A 15,399-nucleotide genomic window follows, 5' to 3' on the forward strand; every position below is an offset into this window, starting at 1 on the left:
TCCCCAGAAATCAGTGATTTTGCTATACCCGGCCCCTGCAGGATTTAAATTATCCGGGTCCAACAATTAAGGCGCCTGTGCCAGCTACGCCTCCAGCACGTACGTCTTCAGGTCGTCCAGGGTCTGCTGCATGTGCGCATCCATGGCGAGCCGTGCCTCGTTGGGATTGCGGGATTCCAAGGCGGCCGCGATCTTCCTGTGGTGCCCGATTGCGTGTTCCTGGATTTCAGGAAACGCTGAAGTTTCGGCCCGACGGGCTTCGAGGACGCGATGCAGCGGTTCGAAGAGCACGGCAACAAAGACGTTGCCGGAGGCGTGAAGAATGACGTCATGAAAGGCAAGGTCTGCTTCCACGAAAGCGGGGAGATCGTTGATTTCGTGGGCGGCCTGCATCTTTTCCACGTGCTCTTTGAGGGCCGTGAGCTCGTCGTCGGAGATGCGTTCGGCAGCCAGTTCGCAGGCGCCCGTTTCCAGCATCCGGCGGAGTTCGATCAGCTGGATCGCTGCGGCTGCATCCTTGGTTCCTTCGGACGCGGCACGCAGCACGGCTTCCAGTGATGCCCACTGATTCAGCGGGTTAACAAACGTTCCACGGCCGCGTTCAACGCTGAGGATCCGCTGCGCTTCAAGGGTTTTCATGGCTTCACGCACGGTCATGCGGCTCACCTCGTGTTTGGCGCTGAGCTCCAGCTCGCCCGGGACCACTGTTCCGGGCGGAAACTCGCCCGCGATGATCCTGTCCAGCAGCTCATCAGCCACCACGCCCACCAGTGACTTGCGTGCCATGTATCCCCGTTTCTGTACTTCAGACCGCCCGGCGCCCCGCGGATTTCCCCCGGGACGGGTGGTTGTCAGACATCTTACGCTGGCGGTGGCCGGCTTGTTTCCCAAAACCCGGTTAGCGCCGCGGCGCATTTTTCGGGCTGCTCCCAGTGGACGTTGTGGCCTGCGCCGGGGATGGCTCTCAGCTGGCGCTGCTGGCTTTCGGCTACGAACACGCGCATTTGCTCAATGGGTCGCACCCGGTCGCCGGTTCCGGCGATCACCAGCAGTGGCGCGTGGACGCGCCCGGGCACTGAAGGTTCGACGCCGGTCATGGCCGCCAGGGCGCTAGCGGACAGAACCGGGAAGGGGACATCGAACCCTGTGCTAAGCCGCTCCATGTCTGCTGCGGAAAGCTCCCCGTACCAGGCGTTCATGAGCTTCGTTTTAGTCGCGGAATCGAAGAATCCTTGGTCCAGTTGCGACGTCAGCACTTTTTTGAATCCTTGATTTTGGGGCACCGGCGCCATGCCTACCAAGGTTATGGTGGCCACCACGTCGGGACGGGCGGCAGCGAGTGTCAGCGACACGCTTCCACCCATGGAGTGCCCCACCACGTGCACCGGACCCCCGGCGCGGGCATCAAGGACTGCGGCTACCGAGGCCGCTGCCGAGTCCAAAGTCCATTCGAAATCCGGCGGCAAATCATCGCCAGTGTGGTAGCCGGGGAGGTCCAGAATCCAAACCGTCCGTCCGGCGTCGAGCAACTTTTTCGCGAGCGGTTCCCAGTACACCGAACCGGACGCCCAGCCGTGAATCAGCACTGCCGGGGTGGGCTCACCTGCGGAAACGGCGGGCGTGCGAACGTCCACGAACGGGAGCGGAATCCCTGCGTCAGCCATGCGCCCAGCCTAGTGATTCTCGAGACCTTGCGCGCTGAAGAGCCGTGTGTCACACTAATTCAAATGTTAGATGTCTGACATCTTACATTCACCAAACCGCAACAGAGATTTCCCACGATGGAGTGCACAGTGACCCTTGAAGCCGACGTTCTGGCCGCTTTCCCGGCGGAAGCCCAGATTCCTGCTCAGTTGGTTGCCGACGCCGTTGCGGCGTCCTCGGCAACGTCTCCCCGCGTCCTGGTTGTCCTCGACGACGACCCCACGGGAACGCAGTCCGTTGCGGACCTCGCCGTGCTTACCCGGTGGGATGTCGCAGACTTCACCTGGGCCTTCACCCACATCCGCGAAAACCAGACCAAGCCGGCCGTCTACGTTCTCACCAACACCCGCAGCCTGGACCCGGCAGAAGCCGCGGCCCGGAACGAAGAAGTCGTCCGCAACGCACTGGCTGCAGCTGCCGGCAACAGTGGTGGTCCTCGGCTGCGCCTCGGTTTCGTGAGCCGCAGCGACTCCACCCTCCGCGGCCACTACCCCTTGGAGCCGGACGTCATTGCAGCCACCGTGGCTGCCGAGACCGGCGAAGCCACCGACGGCGTGGTGATCGTCCCTGCATTCCCCGACGCCGGTCGCGTCACCATCGGCGGCGTGCACTACATGCGCGGCGACGCCGGCTCGCTCACCCCCGTGGCCGAGACGGAATTCGCCAGGGATGCAAGCTTCGGCTTCATCAACTCCGAGATGGCCAAGTATGTGGAGGAAAAATCGCAGGGCCGGTTCCCAGCCGGCGACGTGATCGTCCTGGACCTCAACATCATCCGCGCCGGCGCCTCCGCGCAGGACCCCGCTATTTCCGCCAAGGCAATCGCTGATGCCCTGGAATCCGCCAGCAATTCCACGCCGATCGTGGCCGACATCGTCACCGAGAACGATTTCCGCGCTCTGGCCCTGGGCCTCGAAGAAGCCGAGCGCCGCGGTAAGAAGCTCCTCTACCGTGTGGGCCCGCCGTTCGTTCGAGGTCGCATCGGACAAGAAATCCGTACCGCGTTGACCTCAACAGAGGCCTACGCGGGCAACACTCCCTCCACAGCCGGCGGCCTGATCGTGGTCGGCTCGCACGTCGGCGTCACAACACGCCAACTCAATGACCTCACCGCAGAGCACAGCTCGGCCCACATCATCGAGATCGACGTCGAGAAGCTGCTCGACGCGGAAGCCGACGCTTACATCGCAACCGTTGTGTCCGACGTCGTCGACGCACTTCGCAAGGGCGATGTCATCGTCCACACCAGCCGCCTGCTCATCAAGACCGACGACGCCGCAGCGAGCCTTAAGATCGCCCGCACCGTCTCCGCCGCCGTCGTGTCCGTTGTGAACCGGACGCTGAAGACCTTCCCGCCGCGGTTCGTCATCGCCAAGGGCGGCATCACGTCCTCGGACGTCGCCGCGCACGGCCTGGAAATTCGCCACGCCATTGTCCGCGGCCCCATGCTCCCGGGCATCGTCTCGCTGTGGGAACCGGTGGACGGCCCCGCGAAGGGCATCCCGTACATCGTCTTCGCCGGCAACGTGGGCGACGACCAGTCCCTGACCCAGGTCACCCGCAAGCTCAGCGCAACTTTCTAAGCGCCTCTTTCTCATAGCCAAAAATTCAATGGAGAACACCATGACCAGCAGCGACTACACCATCACCGTTCTGGGCCTCGGCGCCATGGGCCTGCCCATGGCCACCCGCCTCGCGTCCGAGCTGACCGTCCACGGCTTCGATATCGCCGAGCCCCGCCTTGAGCTCGCCGCCGCGGCGGGCATCAAGACTTTCGCCTCGGCCCGCGAAGCTTCCCAGGACGCTGACGCACTCCTTCTTGCTGTCCGCAACGGCGAGCAGCTCAACGATGTCCTTTTCGGCGAGAACGGCGTCGCGGCGGTACTGAAGCCGGGCGCCGTCGTCATCCTGGGCAGCACCGTGGGCACCGAAGCCATCCCGGCCACGGTTGCCAAGCTGGCCGAATACGGCGTTTCGCTGGTGGATGCCCCGCTGTCCGGCGGTCCGAAGCGCGCTGGTGAAGGCGACCTGCTGATTGTGGTCGGTGCCGAGCCGGAGGCGCTGGAGAAGGCCCGCCCCGCACTTGAGCTGCTGGCGTCCACCCTGAGCATCGTTGGGGATAAGCCCGGCGACGGCCAAGCGCTCAAGACCGTCAACCAGCTCCTGTGCGGTGTGCACATCGCCGCCGCGGCTGAGGCCATGGCCCTCGCCGATGCCCTCGGGCTCGATCAGGCGAAGACCCTCGCCGCCCTCGAAGCCGGTGCTGCTGGTTCCTTCATGCTGTCCAACCGTGGCCCCCGCATCCTCGAGGCCTACTCCGAAGACGGCGCAGAGGTCCTCAGCCGCTTGGACATCTTCGTGAAGGACATGGGCATCGTGGGTAAGGCAACCAGGGCCGCCGGCCTCGCCGCACCCGTTGCTGCCGCCGCTGAACAGCTCTACCTTCTCGGCCAGGCCCAGGGCCTCGCCGCCGCCGACGATTCTGCCGTCATTAAGGTTGTTGCGCCCTCCAAGCGCACCGCCTAACCACTCCCAACCCTAGCCACTCCCAATAAAGAACCCGCGACGACGGCGGTCCCCCCCTTCGCCGTCGTCGCACCTCCCGCCGGTCTTCTTTAGACTGGTATGTCAAAGGAGACACCCCCCAATGAATCCCCTCATCAACTCGTTGATGGTTCAGGCGGCAGATGCCCCCGCCATCAAGCCCGCAGTGGAGCTGGGAACCCCCCTCCTGCTGACCATCGCCGCAGCGGGCATCGCCCTGCTGCTGGTGCTGATCATCCGCTTCAAGATTCAGGCCTTTGTTGCCCTGTTGGCTGTCAGCATCCTGGTGGCCGTAGCCGCGCAGATTCCGCTCAAGGACATCTTCACAGTGGTGACCACAGGCGTTGGCAGCACCATGGGCAAGGTCGCGTTGCTGATTGCCCTCGGTGCCATCCTTGGGCGCATGATCGAGGTTTCCGGCGGCGTGCAGTCGCTGGCTACCCACTTCACTGAAAAGCTCGGAGCCAAGCGCGTTGCCATTGCGCTGACTGCCGTCGGTTTCCTCGTGGCGATCCCCGTGTTCTTCGAAGTGGGCGTCATCGTCCTGGTCCCGATCGTCTACGCTTTCGCCAAGATCGCCAACGTTCACCCCATCAAGTTCGGCCTGCCCATGGCCGGCATCATGCTGTCCATTCACGTGGCTGTCCCGCCGCACCCGGGCATCGTGGCCGGCGCCGGCGTCTTCGGCGCCGACATCGGACTCATCACCCTGATCTCACTCATCATCTGTATCCCCCTTGGATTCCTGTCCTACTGGGTTGCCAGCATCATGAACCGCAAGGACTACGAGCTACTCCCCGGCGTGAAGCAGCAGGTTGACGAATTCGGTTCCGACTCCCTGGTTCACGTGGGCCACGACGGCCCCGGCGCCCGCGCCATCGCCCCTCCGCGTCCCGGCCTGATCATGTTCCTGATCGCCGCTCCGATCGTCCAGATCCTCCTCGGCACCGTTGGAACACTGACCCTCGCCAAGGACAACTACTGGTACGGCGTGGCCGCGTTCATTGGCAACCCTTTCTTCGCACTCCTGGTTGCCGTGGCCCTCTCCTTCTTCCTGCTGGCGGTCCGCCGCAACTGGTCGCTTAAGGAAACCGGCGAAATCTTCGAAGGCGCACTGCCTCCCATTGCCTCCATCCTTATGGTGGTTGCAGCTGGTGGGGTGTTCGGTGAAGTCCTCCGCGCATCCGGCATCGGCGCAGCACTGTCCCACACTTTGGACAGCCTCGGCCTGCCGGTGATCGTGCTCGGCTTCATCATCTCCCTGGCTCTGCGCGCAGCCCAGGGCTCCGCAACCGTTGCCATCGTGACCACGACGGGCCTGCTCACCTCGGCCGTCATGGAAGGTGGCTACACGCCGGCCCAGATCGCCGTGATCGTCATTGCCATCGGCTTCGGTTCGCTAGGCCTGTCCCACGTTACGGATGCCGGCTTCTGGACCGTGATCCGTTACTACGGCCTCACGGTTTCCGACGGCCTCAAGACCTGGACTGTCCTGACGACCATCCTGGGCTTGGCCGGCTTCGCACTGACGTACGTCGCCTGGATCCTGGTGGGAGGCCTGGGCCACTAATGCGCACCAAACTCGACCACCTGGTCAACTCTGCCCTGGCCTCCGGCTCGGCCGTTCCCGCCTTCACTTGCTACGACTTCACCACAGCCCTGGCTGTTGTGGGCGCAGCGGAAGAATCCGGGCTCGGCGTGATCATGCTCGTCGCTCCGAAAACCGCGTCCACGCCCAACGGACTGCGCCTCATCGCGGCCCTGCGTGGCCTGGCCGACACCGCGAGCGTCCCGGTTTCCGTCCAGTTGGACCACGCTTCCGATCTGCGGGTCATCCGTGACTCCGTGGCCGCCGGGGCGGATGCGGTCCTGGCCGATGGCTCGTCCTTGCCTTACGAGGACAACATCGCCTTGGTCCGCGAAGTCCGTGCCGCGCTGGACGCCCAAGGTGCGTCCGACGTCGTGCTTGAAGCGGAGCTTGGCGGTCTTGCGGGCGACGAGGACAAGGCGTTTGGTGCCGAAGATTCAGAGCACGACGCCGGCACTTCAGGTGCAGGGCTCACCAACCCCGCGCAGGTGGCTGACTTCGTGGAGCGAACGGGTGCGCAGCTGCTGGCCGTCGCGGTGGGCAACGTGCACGGCAAGTACAAGGGCGAGCCGAACATCCGCTGGGACGTGCTGCAGGAAGTGGCTGCAAAGACCGGCGTGCCGTTGGTACTGCACGGCGCTTCCGGAATCCCTGCGGACGAGCTTGCCAAGGCGCCGTCCATGCAGGTTGGCAAGGTGAACTTCAACACGGAGCTGCGCACGGGAATCCTGGCCACACTGGAGACTGAAACTCCCGCCCACCGGGCAGACGGCGAGAACCTTCAAGGGCTGCTGGCTCGTTGGAACGGCTCCGCTGCGACCTTTGCGGGTGCCACGCTGGAGTTGCTCAGCGTCTGACGCGCAGCGCGGTACCCAAGTGCAGCAACACAGGGAGGCTAGGATCAAATCATGATTCTGGCCTCCCTGATTTTCGCGACGATTGCCGCCCTGCTCCACGTCTACATCTTCACCATGGAGTCCATCACCTGGACCAAACCGGCCACATGGAAACGCTTCAGCCTCACCTCGCAGGCCGACGCTGAAACCACCAAACCGCTCGCCTACAACCAGGGTTTCTACAACCTGTTCCTGGCCATCGGCGCACTGATCGGCATCATCGCTGTCTGGGCCGGGGCGCCACAGGTGGGCTGGACCCTCGTCTTCAGCAGTTGTGGTTCCATGCTCCTGGCCGCCTTGGTCCTTGCTGCCAGCGGTAAGAAGTACCTCCGCGCGGCAACCCTCCAAGGCACAACGCCGTTGCTCGCCGTCGTGCTTGGAGTGCTGGCAGTGACGCTGGGCTAGTGCTCCGGAGGACCTGCCTGGGCTGCGGCTTCATCCATCCAGAGGACTTCCCAGTGGTGGCCATCCAAGTCACGGAACGCGCGGCTGTACATGAAGCCAAGATCCTGGGCGTCGTAGGTTTCTGAACCGCCGGCTTCGAGCGCCTTTGCAGCCAGGGCATCCACGTCTTCACGGCTGTCGGCGGAAAGTGCCACAATAGCGGCCGTCGAGTTCTGCGTGTCCGCGATGGGCTGCTTGGTGAACTCGCTGAACTTGGCGTGGGTCAGGAGCATTGCATAGATAGTGTCGCTGAAGACCACGCATGCGGCAGTCTCGTCGGTGAAGTTCGGGTTGATGGTGTAGCCAAGGGCCGTGTAGAAGGCCTTGGATGCCTCGAGGTCGCTGACGGGGAGGTTCACGAAAATCGACGTAGTCATGCGTCTGATCCTGCCGGTGTTTCGACGCCTCGTCCAGAGGTAATTTCACGCCTGTGTATAAGTAGCCAGCAGACTCCTTGCCAGCAAAGGGCAGGGATGGCGCCGCCGCCTTGGACCGGCGCAGAGAGACCGCTCCAAGGCGGCGGCGCAGAGAGCCTGCTTGCTAAGGAAGGCACCCACTTAGAACGGCCCACCTGCTGGCCCAGCCCCTCGCCCGGGCGGAGAATGGAGTCAGCACGCAGGGGCGTGCCATGTAGGGAGAGCCATGGAGATGGACGAGCATCAGCCCGCCAGCCCGGCAGCGGTTGTGCATAGGGATCCGGCGATCGATCTTGTCCGTTTCATCTGCCTGCTCCTGGTTGTCGCTGCGCACTGCATGATGGTCAGCCCTGTTCTGCAGAAGGACGGGACTGTGGTGACCGTGAACGTCCTCATGGAGCAAAGCTGGTTTACCCCTGTGGCGTGGGGGCTCATGATCGTGCCGCTGTTCTTCGTCCTGGGCGGTGTAACAGGGCTGCAATCGTGGCGGCGTCTGAGGGCCCACGGCGGCACCGGGTTCGACTTCGCCCAGTTGCGACTCCTCCGACTGGTCCGCCCGGCCATGGCCGTTTTGGCTGTCATGTGGGGAGGGCTGTGGGTTGCGCTGCTGCTTGGCGTCCACCCGGCGGTCATCCAGTTAATGACCGCCGGCGCCGCGATGCCCCTGTGGTTCTTGGCGGCCTTCCTCACCGCCCAACTCAGCATCCCGGTGATGGCCCGGCTTCACGAGCGTGCGCCATTTCTGACGTTCGCTGCGCTGGTGGCGCTGATCATCACTGTCGATTCCCTTCGCGGCGCCATTCCCGTCCTGGCCTTCGCCAACATGATCTTCGTGTGGTGCGCCGTCCAGCAATTGGGATTCCTCATGGCGGACGGCTTCTTCGAGAAACGCAGCCGCGGCTGGCTCATCGGTGCCGTTGTTTCCAGCAACCTTCTGCTGGGCCTCGTGACCGGTGTGGCCGTGTACCCGGGGAACATGGTGGTGAACCTGAACCCGCCCAATTTCTGCCTGCTTCTCTTGGGCATTTCCCAGACGGCCACGCTCCAACTCCTGCAAGGTGGCATACGGCGGATCGCTGACGTCCGATGGATCCAGGGGGTCATGGCCGTAGCGGGACGGCGATCCATGACCGTGTACCTGTGGCACCTTCCGCTCCTGGTGGGCATGTCCGGGTTGCTGCTGCTGACCGATGTGCCCAAGCCGTTGGCAGGGACTCCGGAGTGGTGGTGGGCGCGGATCCCTGTCTTCTTCGCGGTGGTCACCCTGATGGTCCCGGTTGTGTGGATTTTTGGTCGCCTGGAGAACCGTCCGACGGCGGCAAGCCACGCACGGGGCCCCACGCGCACCGCTGTGGTGACCGCCGCCGTCGTGGTTTTGATCCCGGTGGCGGACGCTGCGTTCAACGGATTGACGCTTGCCCTGTTGGGTGGGGGAGCGGCGTGCTTTGCCATTTCGGTCCTCTTGCTGGGCAGGGTTCCGACGCCGCTGCTGCCGACTCCGTTGCGCGAAGGTGCGGAATCGCCCGAACGTCGACGGCCCACGTTGCCAGAGCCGGATTTACGTGCCAATCTCGAAACATGACCGAGTACAAGGATTCACTGGCAGAGTCGTTCAAAGCTGGCGTCACCACGGTGCGCAACGACAAATTCCACCGCTATGAGCTGCACGTGGACGGAGAGCTGGCCGTGATTTCACAGTTCCTGGACAAGCCCGGTCATATCGATTTCATTCACACTGAAACGAAGCCCCAGTTCAATGGCCAAGGCTTGGCGAAAGTCCTGGCGCACTTTGCGCTGGATGACGTGGTGGCCTCCGGCAAACGCATCATCCCGCATTGCCCGTACATCGCCGCTTACCTGAAGAAGCACGAGGGCTACGAACAGGACGTCGACTGGCCTGCGGAAATGCCGGTGGGTGAACCGGACAACGAGTAAAGGGCTACACGAGCACTGACGCGTTGCTTCTCTTTGGGCTGCGTCGGGGCTGGCCGGCTCTGGTTGTCTTGAAAGGCCAGTCACGCCGCGTTCCGCTGAGGGAGACGATTGCGTCGTGCTCATCCGTAATCACCCCGCGGCGGCACGTTGCGCGGACCTGCATTGCGCTGACGAGGCTCCCGCCGTGGAGGTGATCGGAGTCCGTCACCAAGTAGGTGAAGCTCCGCATCACGGATTGGCCTGGGGCCAGCAGTCTTATCCGCAGGTCCCGCTCCACAGGTTCTGAGGTGTACTGGAGCATTTCCATGCCCTCGTTGGTGAAGGAACGAGGTACGAGATTGATATCACGCACGTGGCTCGTGGAGTCATTGGTGATCCATGCGGTGAAGATGACCGTATCGCCCGGGATGGCCAATGGCCTGTCGGCTCCGTAGACGAGAGAGATGTGGCCCGCATTCTTTTTTCGCGCCAAAAGTACCGAGCGCCGTAAGGGCAATCCCCGAACGATCGCGCACGGGACCCTTGGCGTGTGGTTGTGGGTGGCACGCATCAATTTCCTAAAGGGGCGGCTGCGCCGGATACCCATGAGTCCTCATTTCGGGCCGGGGATGGACGGTTGTGCATGTCAAGTGCCGCTCGGAGCGAATTCGTGTCGCGGAAATCGGAGTTATCTACAGGGCCGGGCAACGCGATTCAAGTCATAGGGCAAGAGGTGCCACACTCTTGTTTATGGATCAACTAACCGCGGCAGCGGCCAGTGGAGAGTCTCCTGCCAGCACAATGGCTGCCCGCAGCGATTCCCAGATCATTGAGTTGGTGCGCGAAGGTGCCACCGATGCCTTCGACGTGCTCTACCAACGGCACTTCAAAGTCGCCCATTTTGTCGCCCGCGCGCAGAGCGATAATCCCAGTGACGCCGACGACGTCGTGGCCGAGTCTTTCGCTTCCATCTTCCAGCAGTTGACGGAAGGCAAGGGACCAAAGGAGTTCTTCCGCTCCTATCTCCTGACCGTGGTGCGCCGCACCGCCCACGACCGGAACCGCAAGGCCCGCCGCATGCCAACTGCTGCCGACGACGCCATTCTGGATTCCGCTGTCCTGGACAGTGACCCCGTGCTCGACGACCTTGAGTCGAGCATTATGGCCAGGGCGTTCAAGTCGTTGCCCGAACGCTGGCAGGCCGTGCTCTGGCACCTGGACATCGAAGGCCTGAAACCGGCAGCGGCGGCACCACTCGTGGGCCTCACTCCCAACGGTGTCTCGTCGTTGGCCCTCCGGGCGAGGGAAGGACTGCGTCAGGCCTATCTTCAACAGCACATCAGCCAGACGGTGGGCGACTGTAACGAGTACGCCAGCCAGTTGGGAAAGTACGCGCGAAACGCGCTGAAGCGTACGTCCGAGGAGAAAGTCCGCAGTCACCTGGATGGCTGTGCCCGGTGCACGGCTCTGCTGATGGAACTCAATGACGTCCAGGGCGGCATGAGGGCCATCCTGTTCCCCTTGCTTACGGGCATCGCCTTTACCCCGGGGGCATTTGCCGCACTCGGATCGGCGGCCACGGCCGGAGGGCTGCAGGCGGCTGCCGGAAGCACAGCAGTGTCCGGCCAGGCTGGCGCGGTCGCGGCGCGCACCGCCAGCCAAATGTGGAAGTTGACGGCGGCCATTGTGGTGGGCGTACTGGCTCTGGCTGGAGTGCTGGTGTGGTTCCTTCAGCCCAGCGCAGATACTGAATCCGCTGTTGCCTCCGACGCCGCATCACCGGCATCACCGGCCGCCCAGGAAACGTCGTCGCCGAGTGCAACGCCAAGCTCCACGCCAGAGCCCAATCCAGAGCCCGCTGCCACATCGACGCCGGAACCAACCGCCGTCGTCATTCCGCCGACCCCTCTGCCGCAGCGGAGCGCCGCGGTGGTGGATTCAGGTGCGGTATTCTCGACGCCGGCGCCCGCCTCTGTAGCGCTGGCGGCGCCCGCCGCCCAAACGGTTGATGGGACGTTCTCAGCCATCCCGGGCTCCGACAAGACGGAGCGGGACCTGCACGTAGGGTTCTCGCTGCAGGGCGAAGGAGCGCCGAGCACGGGTGAGGCCGTCTTCACGCTCCCGGACCAGGTAACCTTCGTGGCGGGTAGGACCGTGGCCCCGGCTGGTTGGACGTGCGGAAACGCCGCTTCAAATATGCGGCAGATCCGCTGCACTACCGACTCCATGGACAGGGAAAACCTTGCCTTTACGCTGGGCGTTGCGCTCCCGCCAGCCGCGGAAACGGGAACGGTCAACTATCGATTTGGCGGGAATGGCATCGTCTCCAAGACGTTCGCCAACTCCTTCCGGTAGTCCCTCGCACCGCCCCTGAACCTGCAGTTCCGGGTCTTGGAAAAATCGTCTCAACATTTTTCCAATTTTTCGCGTCACGATTCGCGGACTTCTCCCACTACGCCTTCGGGTCCCCGTTTATCGGCGCCCTCGTTGAAGCCACCCCAAGCTTCAACGACAGAAAAGGTCGGTTGCGAGAGAGCCCATGATATACAGAGGTCCACAGAAGCTGCTGGCGGCCATCGTCGCCACGGCGATCACGTTTCTGGGGGTGGGAAGCGCCTTGGCACCGCCGGCTTTGGCCACTCTGCCAGGCTCGCCCGGCGTTGCCCAGCCAGGTACTCCTGTCTACACGGAGACCTTCGCGAATCAGAATGCCACCGCCAGCGCCCTCAGCATCCTGAGCTACATGGGTGGAACCGCAGCTGCGAACCAAACGTATACGGCTGATACGCCCTACACACCGGCCGGCGGACAATGCGACGGCTGGATACTGAACTCCTTCACCCCGTTGGCGACCTCCGATGCGGGTTGCCTCAGAAACCAGCCCGGCGGCTGGGAACAGATCCAGCAGATGTCGGTTGCCCTCGGAATGGCGCAGGGACAAACAGCAGCGCAAGCTGCCAGCAACCAGGCGTTGTCTGAATACACCAACAGCGCATCAGGAAATATCGCCGCTGGCGTCCAATTCCGCACCGAAGCAAACACCATCCCGGCAATCGCCGGCCACTACTATGCGGTGTCAGGTTACTTCGCCCAGGTGAACTGCCACGCTGCACACGCGAGCCAGACCTTCAGCCTGCTCATTAATGGGACACGCCAAGTGCTCAGCGCCGGCCTCGATCCCTGTGGCAGCAGCACCCAGCCAAGCGTCCAGGTCACCAAGCTCCAATCCGCTGCCTACCAGATTCCCGTGGGCACAAACCCTTCACTCGGCTTGGAGCTGAGGAATGAAACAGCCACGGGAATCGGCAACGACGTCGCCTTCGACCTTCCGCAGATTGTGGATGTGACGCCCCAGCTGGATAAATCCTTCACCCCGGCGCTCATCGCACCTGGCGGCACATCCAAGGTCACGCTGACGATCACCAACACCGACGACCTCAAGGCGAAGAACGACTGGTCCATCACGGACACCCTTCCTGCTGGACTGACCGTTGCCGGTACTCCCAACATGGGTGGCACCTGCGTGCAGGCCGCGGGAACCAACCCCTTGGAGAAGTGGGCCGTTGCCGGCAGCAACACCGTCTCAGTCATTGGCGGTGACCTCGCCCAAGGAATGACGGCGTGCACCATTACGGTAGACGTCACAGCTGCTGCGGAGGGTACGTACGTTAACGGACCCGCCAACATCGTGACCAACCTGAACCCGCCTGCAAACGCCACGCTCAGCGTTCGGTCTCCGCGGCTGGCATTAAGCAAAGCCCTTGGCGCTCCCCGGCTGTCTGATTCCCATCAGTTCACCACCCACATCCGCACGGGCTCGGCCACTGGACCGGTTGTCAGCTCTACTGCCAACGCGACCACCGCTGGTGCGGGCTCCACGATTGAGCCAAACACGGGTGTCACCGGTGAGTACGTAGCCAATGCCGGAACCCCGTATTATCTGACCGAGTCCGGTACCAACCTGTCCGGCTACAGCAACGCCATAACCTGTGTGGACGCCAATGGTCTTCAGTCCGGCCTGCCTTCCGGGGCGCCTTTCGCTGGCTCCCTGGAAATTGTGCCCCGTGCCGGCGCCGATATCAGCTGTGTGCTGACCAGCACGGCACATCCCGTGCCGACCATGGAGTGCAGCGTGTCCGCTGACGCCTCTGACATTCAGCAATCGCCGGTTGTGGGTGACCGTATCACCTACACTTTCGCTTCGAAGAACACCGGCAACGTGCCGCTGACCAATGTCTCCATCACGGATCCGCTGGCTGGCCTGTCCGCCCTGAGCTACACCTGGCCGGGCATCCCGGGTGAGTTGCTCCCTGGCCAAACCGTGACGGCTACGGCAACCTACGGGATCACGCAGGAAGATATCGACGCCGGTCATCTCGCCAACTCGGCCACGACCACGGGTACCCCGCCCGCAGGTCCGCCGCTAGCGCCTCCTCCCGGAACAACGGACACACCTTTGACCCAGGCCGCAGCGATGGAGTTCAGCAAGTCCGCCGACGCCAGCGCCGTTCTCCATCCGTCTGTTGCGGGCGACGTGATGACATACACGTTCGCTGCGAAGAACACCGGCAACGTCACGCTGACGGATGTCTCCATCGAGGATCCGCTGGCCGGTTTGTCCGCGTTGAGCTACAGCTGGCCCGGCGCCCCAGGAACCCTTCTGCCCGGTGAAACCGTGACAGCCAAAGCAACATACGGGATCTCCCAGGCTGACATCGACTCCGGGCACGTGGTCAACAGCGCAACTACAAGGGGCACTCCTCCCTCCGGTACCCCGATGACCCCTCCTCCCGGAGAAACGGACACCCAGTTGACGCCGGGCGCCGGCATGCGGTTCACCAAGACGGCGGATGCATCTGCAGTGGGTGACCCCGCCAAGGTGGGCGATCCAATCACCTACATGTTCACGGTGAAAAACACAGAAAATGCGCCGTTGACCCACGTGGTGGTCAACGATCTGATGCCGGGCCTGTCGGCCTTGGTTTACACCTGGCCCGGTGACGCAGGAATTCTGCTTCCCGGTGAGGAAGTGACTGCCAGAGCAACGTACGCGGTCACGCAGGCGGACATCGACGCCGGGCACGTGGTCAACACGGCCACCGCGACGGGTACGCCTCCCACTGGACCGGTGGTCGCTACGCCACCAGCGAGTGTTGTGGTGACCTTCCCGCCAGTTGGGCCCAACCAGACTGATGGGCCGCGGGACGGGGCCAGTCGGCCCGACGGGCCGCGGGACGGTCCCGGCCAGTCTGATGGACCGCGGGAAGGTGACGGATCGCCCCTTGGTCCCAGTCAGTCTGAAGGACCGTTGGCCTCCACAGGCGTTGTCCATAACGTGCTGCCGATCAGCCTCATCGTGGTTGGCGCGGGCCTGGTCCTGTTCCTCTTCGGATACCGTCGCACTCGTCACTGAGATCTGGTGCTGGGGCGTGGGTGCCCTGGAAAGCGTGCTCTGCTAACTGGCCGGCCGCTTTCTTTGCCACTGCACGGCGTGCCAGAAGAGTAGGGCGGCCGTTAGTAGCAGGCCGCCCAGAAGTACGTACGGGGTGTAGGACATCAGCATGAAGCTGAGCTGCGCCGATGTGTTGAACTGTGTTGGTCCGGCCATCGCAGCTGCTGCTTCGGTCAAGGCCCAGAACCCGAAGCCCAACAGTCCCGCATCCAGCACCCACAGCGCAATGATGAAGGGGTTGGGCGAAGCGCGTTTCTGCGCGGGGTCCGCGAGTTCGGGCACATGGGGGCTGACCGCAGGTAACGCGTTGCCGTCCTCGTCGATTTCCCGGAAACCGATGTGCTCGTGAACGTGGTCCTTCATGGCCCCCCCAACGTCTGACAGCTGATAGTCCTAGCACTCTACTCCCTGTTCCGAGCAAGCCGCAGGTAGCAGCCGATG

Annotated in this window: 14 protein-coding genes; 9 read left to right on the forward strand and 5 right to left on the reverse strand. The window is 63.3% G+C overall.

The annotated features are described in order from the left end of the window. Nucleotides 1-84: 84 nt before the first annotated feature. Both AC1RJY_RS17535 and AC1RJY_RS17540 read right to left on the reverse strand, forming a co-directional pair. Entirely contained in the window at nt 85-786 is a 702-nt protein-coding gene (locus AC1RJY_RS17535; protein WP_210065032.1) for a FadR/GntR family transcriptional regulator, read from the reverse strand. Between the two features lie 74 nt (nt 787-860). Beyond that, on the reverse strand, nt 861-1,664 hold the full coding sequence (locus AC1RJY_RS17540) for an alpha/beta fold hydrolase (RefSeq protein WP_498602844.1): 804 nt from the start codon (nt 1,662-1,664) through the stop codon (nt 861-863). Nucleotides 1,665-1,793: 129 nt separating this feature from the next. Between AC1RJY_RS17540 and AC1RJY_RS17545 the strand changes: the two genes are divergently transcribed. The 5 genes from AC1RJY_RS17545 to AC1RJY_RS17565 all read left to right on the forward strand — a co-directional run bounded on the left by AC1RJY_RS17545 (nt 1,794) and on the right by AC1RJY_RS17565 (nt 7,137). Next, a complete protein-coding gene (locus AC1RJY_RS17545; protein ID WP_498602845.1) occupies nt 1,794-3,287 on the forward strand; it encodes a four-carbon acid sugar kinase family protein in 1,494 nt (497 codons plus the stop codon). 40 nt (nt 3,288-3,327) lie between these two features. Then, complete coding sequence (locus AC1RJY_RS17550; RefSeq protein ID WP_011773023.1) at nt 3,328-4,230, forward strand: NAD(P)-dependent oxidoreductase; 903 nt, start codon at nt 3,328-3,330, stop codon at nt 4,228-4,230. 121 nt (nt 4,231-4,351) lie between these two features. Beyond that, nucleotides 4,352-5,818 carry a GntP family transporter gene (locus AC1RJY_RS17555; protein WP_014920442.1) on the forward strand — a complete coding sequence of 489 codons (1,467 nt, stop codon included), beginning with the start codon at nt 4,352-4,354 and terminating at the stop codon, nt 5,816-5,818. After that, a complete protein-coding gene (locus AC1RJY_RS17560) occupies nt 5,818-6,693 on the forward strand; it encodes a class II fructose-bisphosphate aldolase (protein ID WP_498602846.1) in 876 nt (291 codons plus the stop codon). The genes AC1RJY_RS17555 and AC1RJY_RS17560 overlap by 1 nt, the downstream gene beginning before the upstream one ends. A 51-nt stretch (nt 6,694-6,744) precedes the next feature. Further along, complete coding sequence (locus AC1RJY_RS17565; RefSeq protein ID WP_011773026.1) at nt 6,745-7,137, forward strand: DUF1304 domain-containing protein; 393 nt, start codon at nt 6,745-6,747, stop codon at nt 7,135-7,137. Here the strand turns inward: AC1RJY_RS17565 and AC1RJY_RS17570 are convergent. Beyond that, complete coding sequence (locus tag AC1RJY_RS17570) at nt 7,134-7,553, reverse strand: VOC family protein (RefSeq protein WP_011773027.1); 420 nt, start codon at nt 7,551-7,553, stop codon at nt 7,134-7,136. The two genes, AC1RJY_RS17565 and AC1RJY_RS17570, sit on opposite strands and share 4 nt — an antisense overlap. Nucleotides 7,554-7,818: 265 nt before the next feature. Here AC1RJY_RS17570 and AC1RJY_RS17575 point away from each other — a divergent pair, with 265 nt between their 5' ends. Then, the gene (locus AC1RJY_RS17575) at nt 7,819-9,174 is read left to right on the forward strand and encodes an acyltransferase family protein (RefSeq protein ID WP_498602848.1); all 1,356 of its coding nucleotides are present in this window, start codon (nt 7,819-7,821) and stop codon (nt 9,172-9,174) included. Then, nucleotides 9,171-9,527 (forward strand): GNAT family N-acetyltransferase, encoded by a 357-nt coding sequence (locus tag AC1RJY_RS17580; RefSeq protein ID WP_011773029.1) that lies wholly within the window; start codon nt 9,171-9,173, stop codon nt 9,525-9,527. Before AC1RJY_RS17575 ends, AC1RJY_RS17580 begins: the two co-directional genes overlap by 4 nt. A gap of 4 nt (nt 9,528-9,531) precedes the next feature. On the opposite strand, the gene AC1RJY_RS17585 is transcribed toward AC1RJY_RS17580, so the two are convergent. Next, nucleotides 9,532-10,077 carry a hypothetical protein gene (locus AC1RJY_RS17585; RefSeq protein ID WP_498602849.1) on the reverse strand — a complete coding sequence of 182 codons (546 nt, stop codon included), beginning with the start codon at nt 10,075-10,077 and terminating at the stop codon, nt 9,532-9,534. A gap of 179 nt (nt 10,078-10,256) precedes the next feature. Between AC1RJY_RS17585 and AC1RJY_RS17590 the strand changes: the two genes are divergently transcribed. Together AC1RJY_RS17590 and AC1RJY_RS17595 are read left to right on the forward strand one after the other, a co-directional pair. Next, the gene (locus AC1RJY_RS17590; RefSeq protein ID WP_498602850.1) at nt 10,257-11,861 is read left to right on the forward strand and encodes a sigma-70 family RNA polymerase sigma factor; all 1,605 of its coding nucleotides are present in this window, start codon (nt 10,257-10,259) and stop codon (nt 11,859-11,861) included. 184 nt (nt 11,862-12,045) lie between these two features. Beyond that, on the forward strand, nt 12,046-14,919 hold the full coding sequence (locus tag AC1RJY_RS17595; RefSeq protein WP_498602852.1) for a DUF7507 domain-containing protein: 2,874 nt from the start codon (nt 12,046-12,048) through the stop codon (nt 14,917-14,919). Nucleotides 14,920-14,961: 42 nt separating this feature from the next. Here the strand turns inward: AC1RJY_RS17595 and AC1RJY_RS17600 are convergent, their stop codons facing one another. Continuing rightward, a complete protein-coding gene (locus tag AC1RJY_RS17600; protein WP_498602853.1) occupies nt 14,962-15,321 on the reverse strand; it encodes a hypothetical protein in 360 nt (119 codons plus the stop codon). Between the last annotated feature and the right edge of the window lie 78 nt (nt 15,322-15,399).

This window comes from Arthrobacter sp. GW822-FHT05G07 (genome assembly GCF_058799755.1).

Coding starts and splice junctions, on each gene's coding strand:
- AC1RJY_RS17560 (WP_498602846.1), top strand. CDS start 5,818: ATGCGCACCAAACTCGACCACCTGGTCAACTCTGCCCTGGCCTCCGGC.
- AC1RJY_RS17570 (WP_011773027.1), bottom strand. CDS start 7,553: ATGACTACGTCGATTTTCGTGAACCTCCCCGTCAGCGACCTCGAGGCA.
- AC1RJY_RS17550 (WP_011773023.1), top strand. CDS start 3,328: ATGACCAGCAGCGACTACACCATCACCGTTCTGGGCCTCGGCGCCATG.
- AC1RJY_RS17580 (WP_011773029.1), top strand. CDS start 9,171: ATGACCGAGTACAAGGATTCACTGGCAGAGTCGTTCAAAGCTGGCGTC.
- AC1RJY_RS17600 (WP_498602853.1), bottom strand. CDS start 15,321: ATGAAGGACCACGTTCACGAGCACATCGGTTTCCGGGAAATCGACGAG.
- AC1RJY_RS17590 (WP_498602850.1), top strand. CDS start 10,257: ATGGATCAACTAACCGCGGCAGCGGCCAGTGGAGAGTCTCCTGCCAGC.
- AC1RJY_RS17535 (WP_210065032.1), bottom strand. CDS start 786: ATGGCACGCAAGTCACTGGTGGGCGTGGTGGCTGATGAGCTGCTGGAC.
- AC1RJY_RS17595 (WP_498602852.1), top strand. CDS start 12,046: ATGATATACAGAGGTCCACAGAAGCTGCTGGCGGCCATCGTCGCCACG.
- AC1RJY_RS17565 (WP_011773026.1), top strand. CDS start 6,745: ATGATTCTGGCCTCCCTGATTTTCGCGACGATTGCCGCCCTGCTCCAC.
- AC1RJY_RS17575 (WP_498602848.1), top strand. CDS start 7,819: ATGGAGATGGACGAGCATCAGCCCGCCAGCCCGGCAGCGGTTGTGCAT.
- AC1RJY_RS17555 (WP_014920442.1), top strand. CDS start 4,352: ATGAATCCCCTCATCAACTCGTTGATGGTTCAGGCGGCAGATGCCCCC.
- AC1RJY_RS17585 (WP_498602849.1), bottom strand. CDS start 10,077: ATGCGTGCCACCCACAACCACACGCCAAGGGTCCCGTGCGCGATCGTT.
- AC1RJY_RS17540 (WP_498602844.1), bottom strand. CDS start 1,664: ATGGCTGACGCAGGGATTCCGCTCCCGTTCGTGGACGTTCGCACGCCC.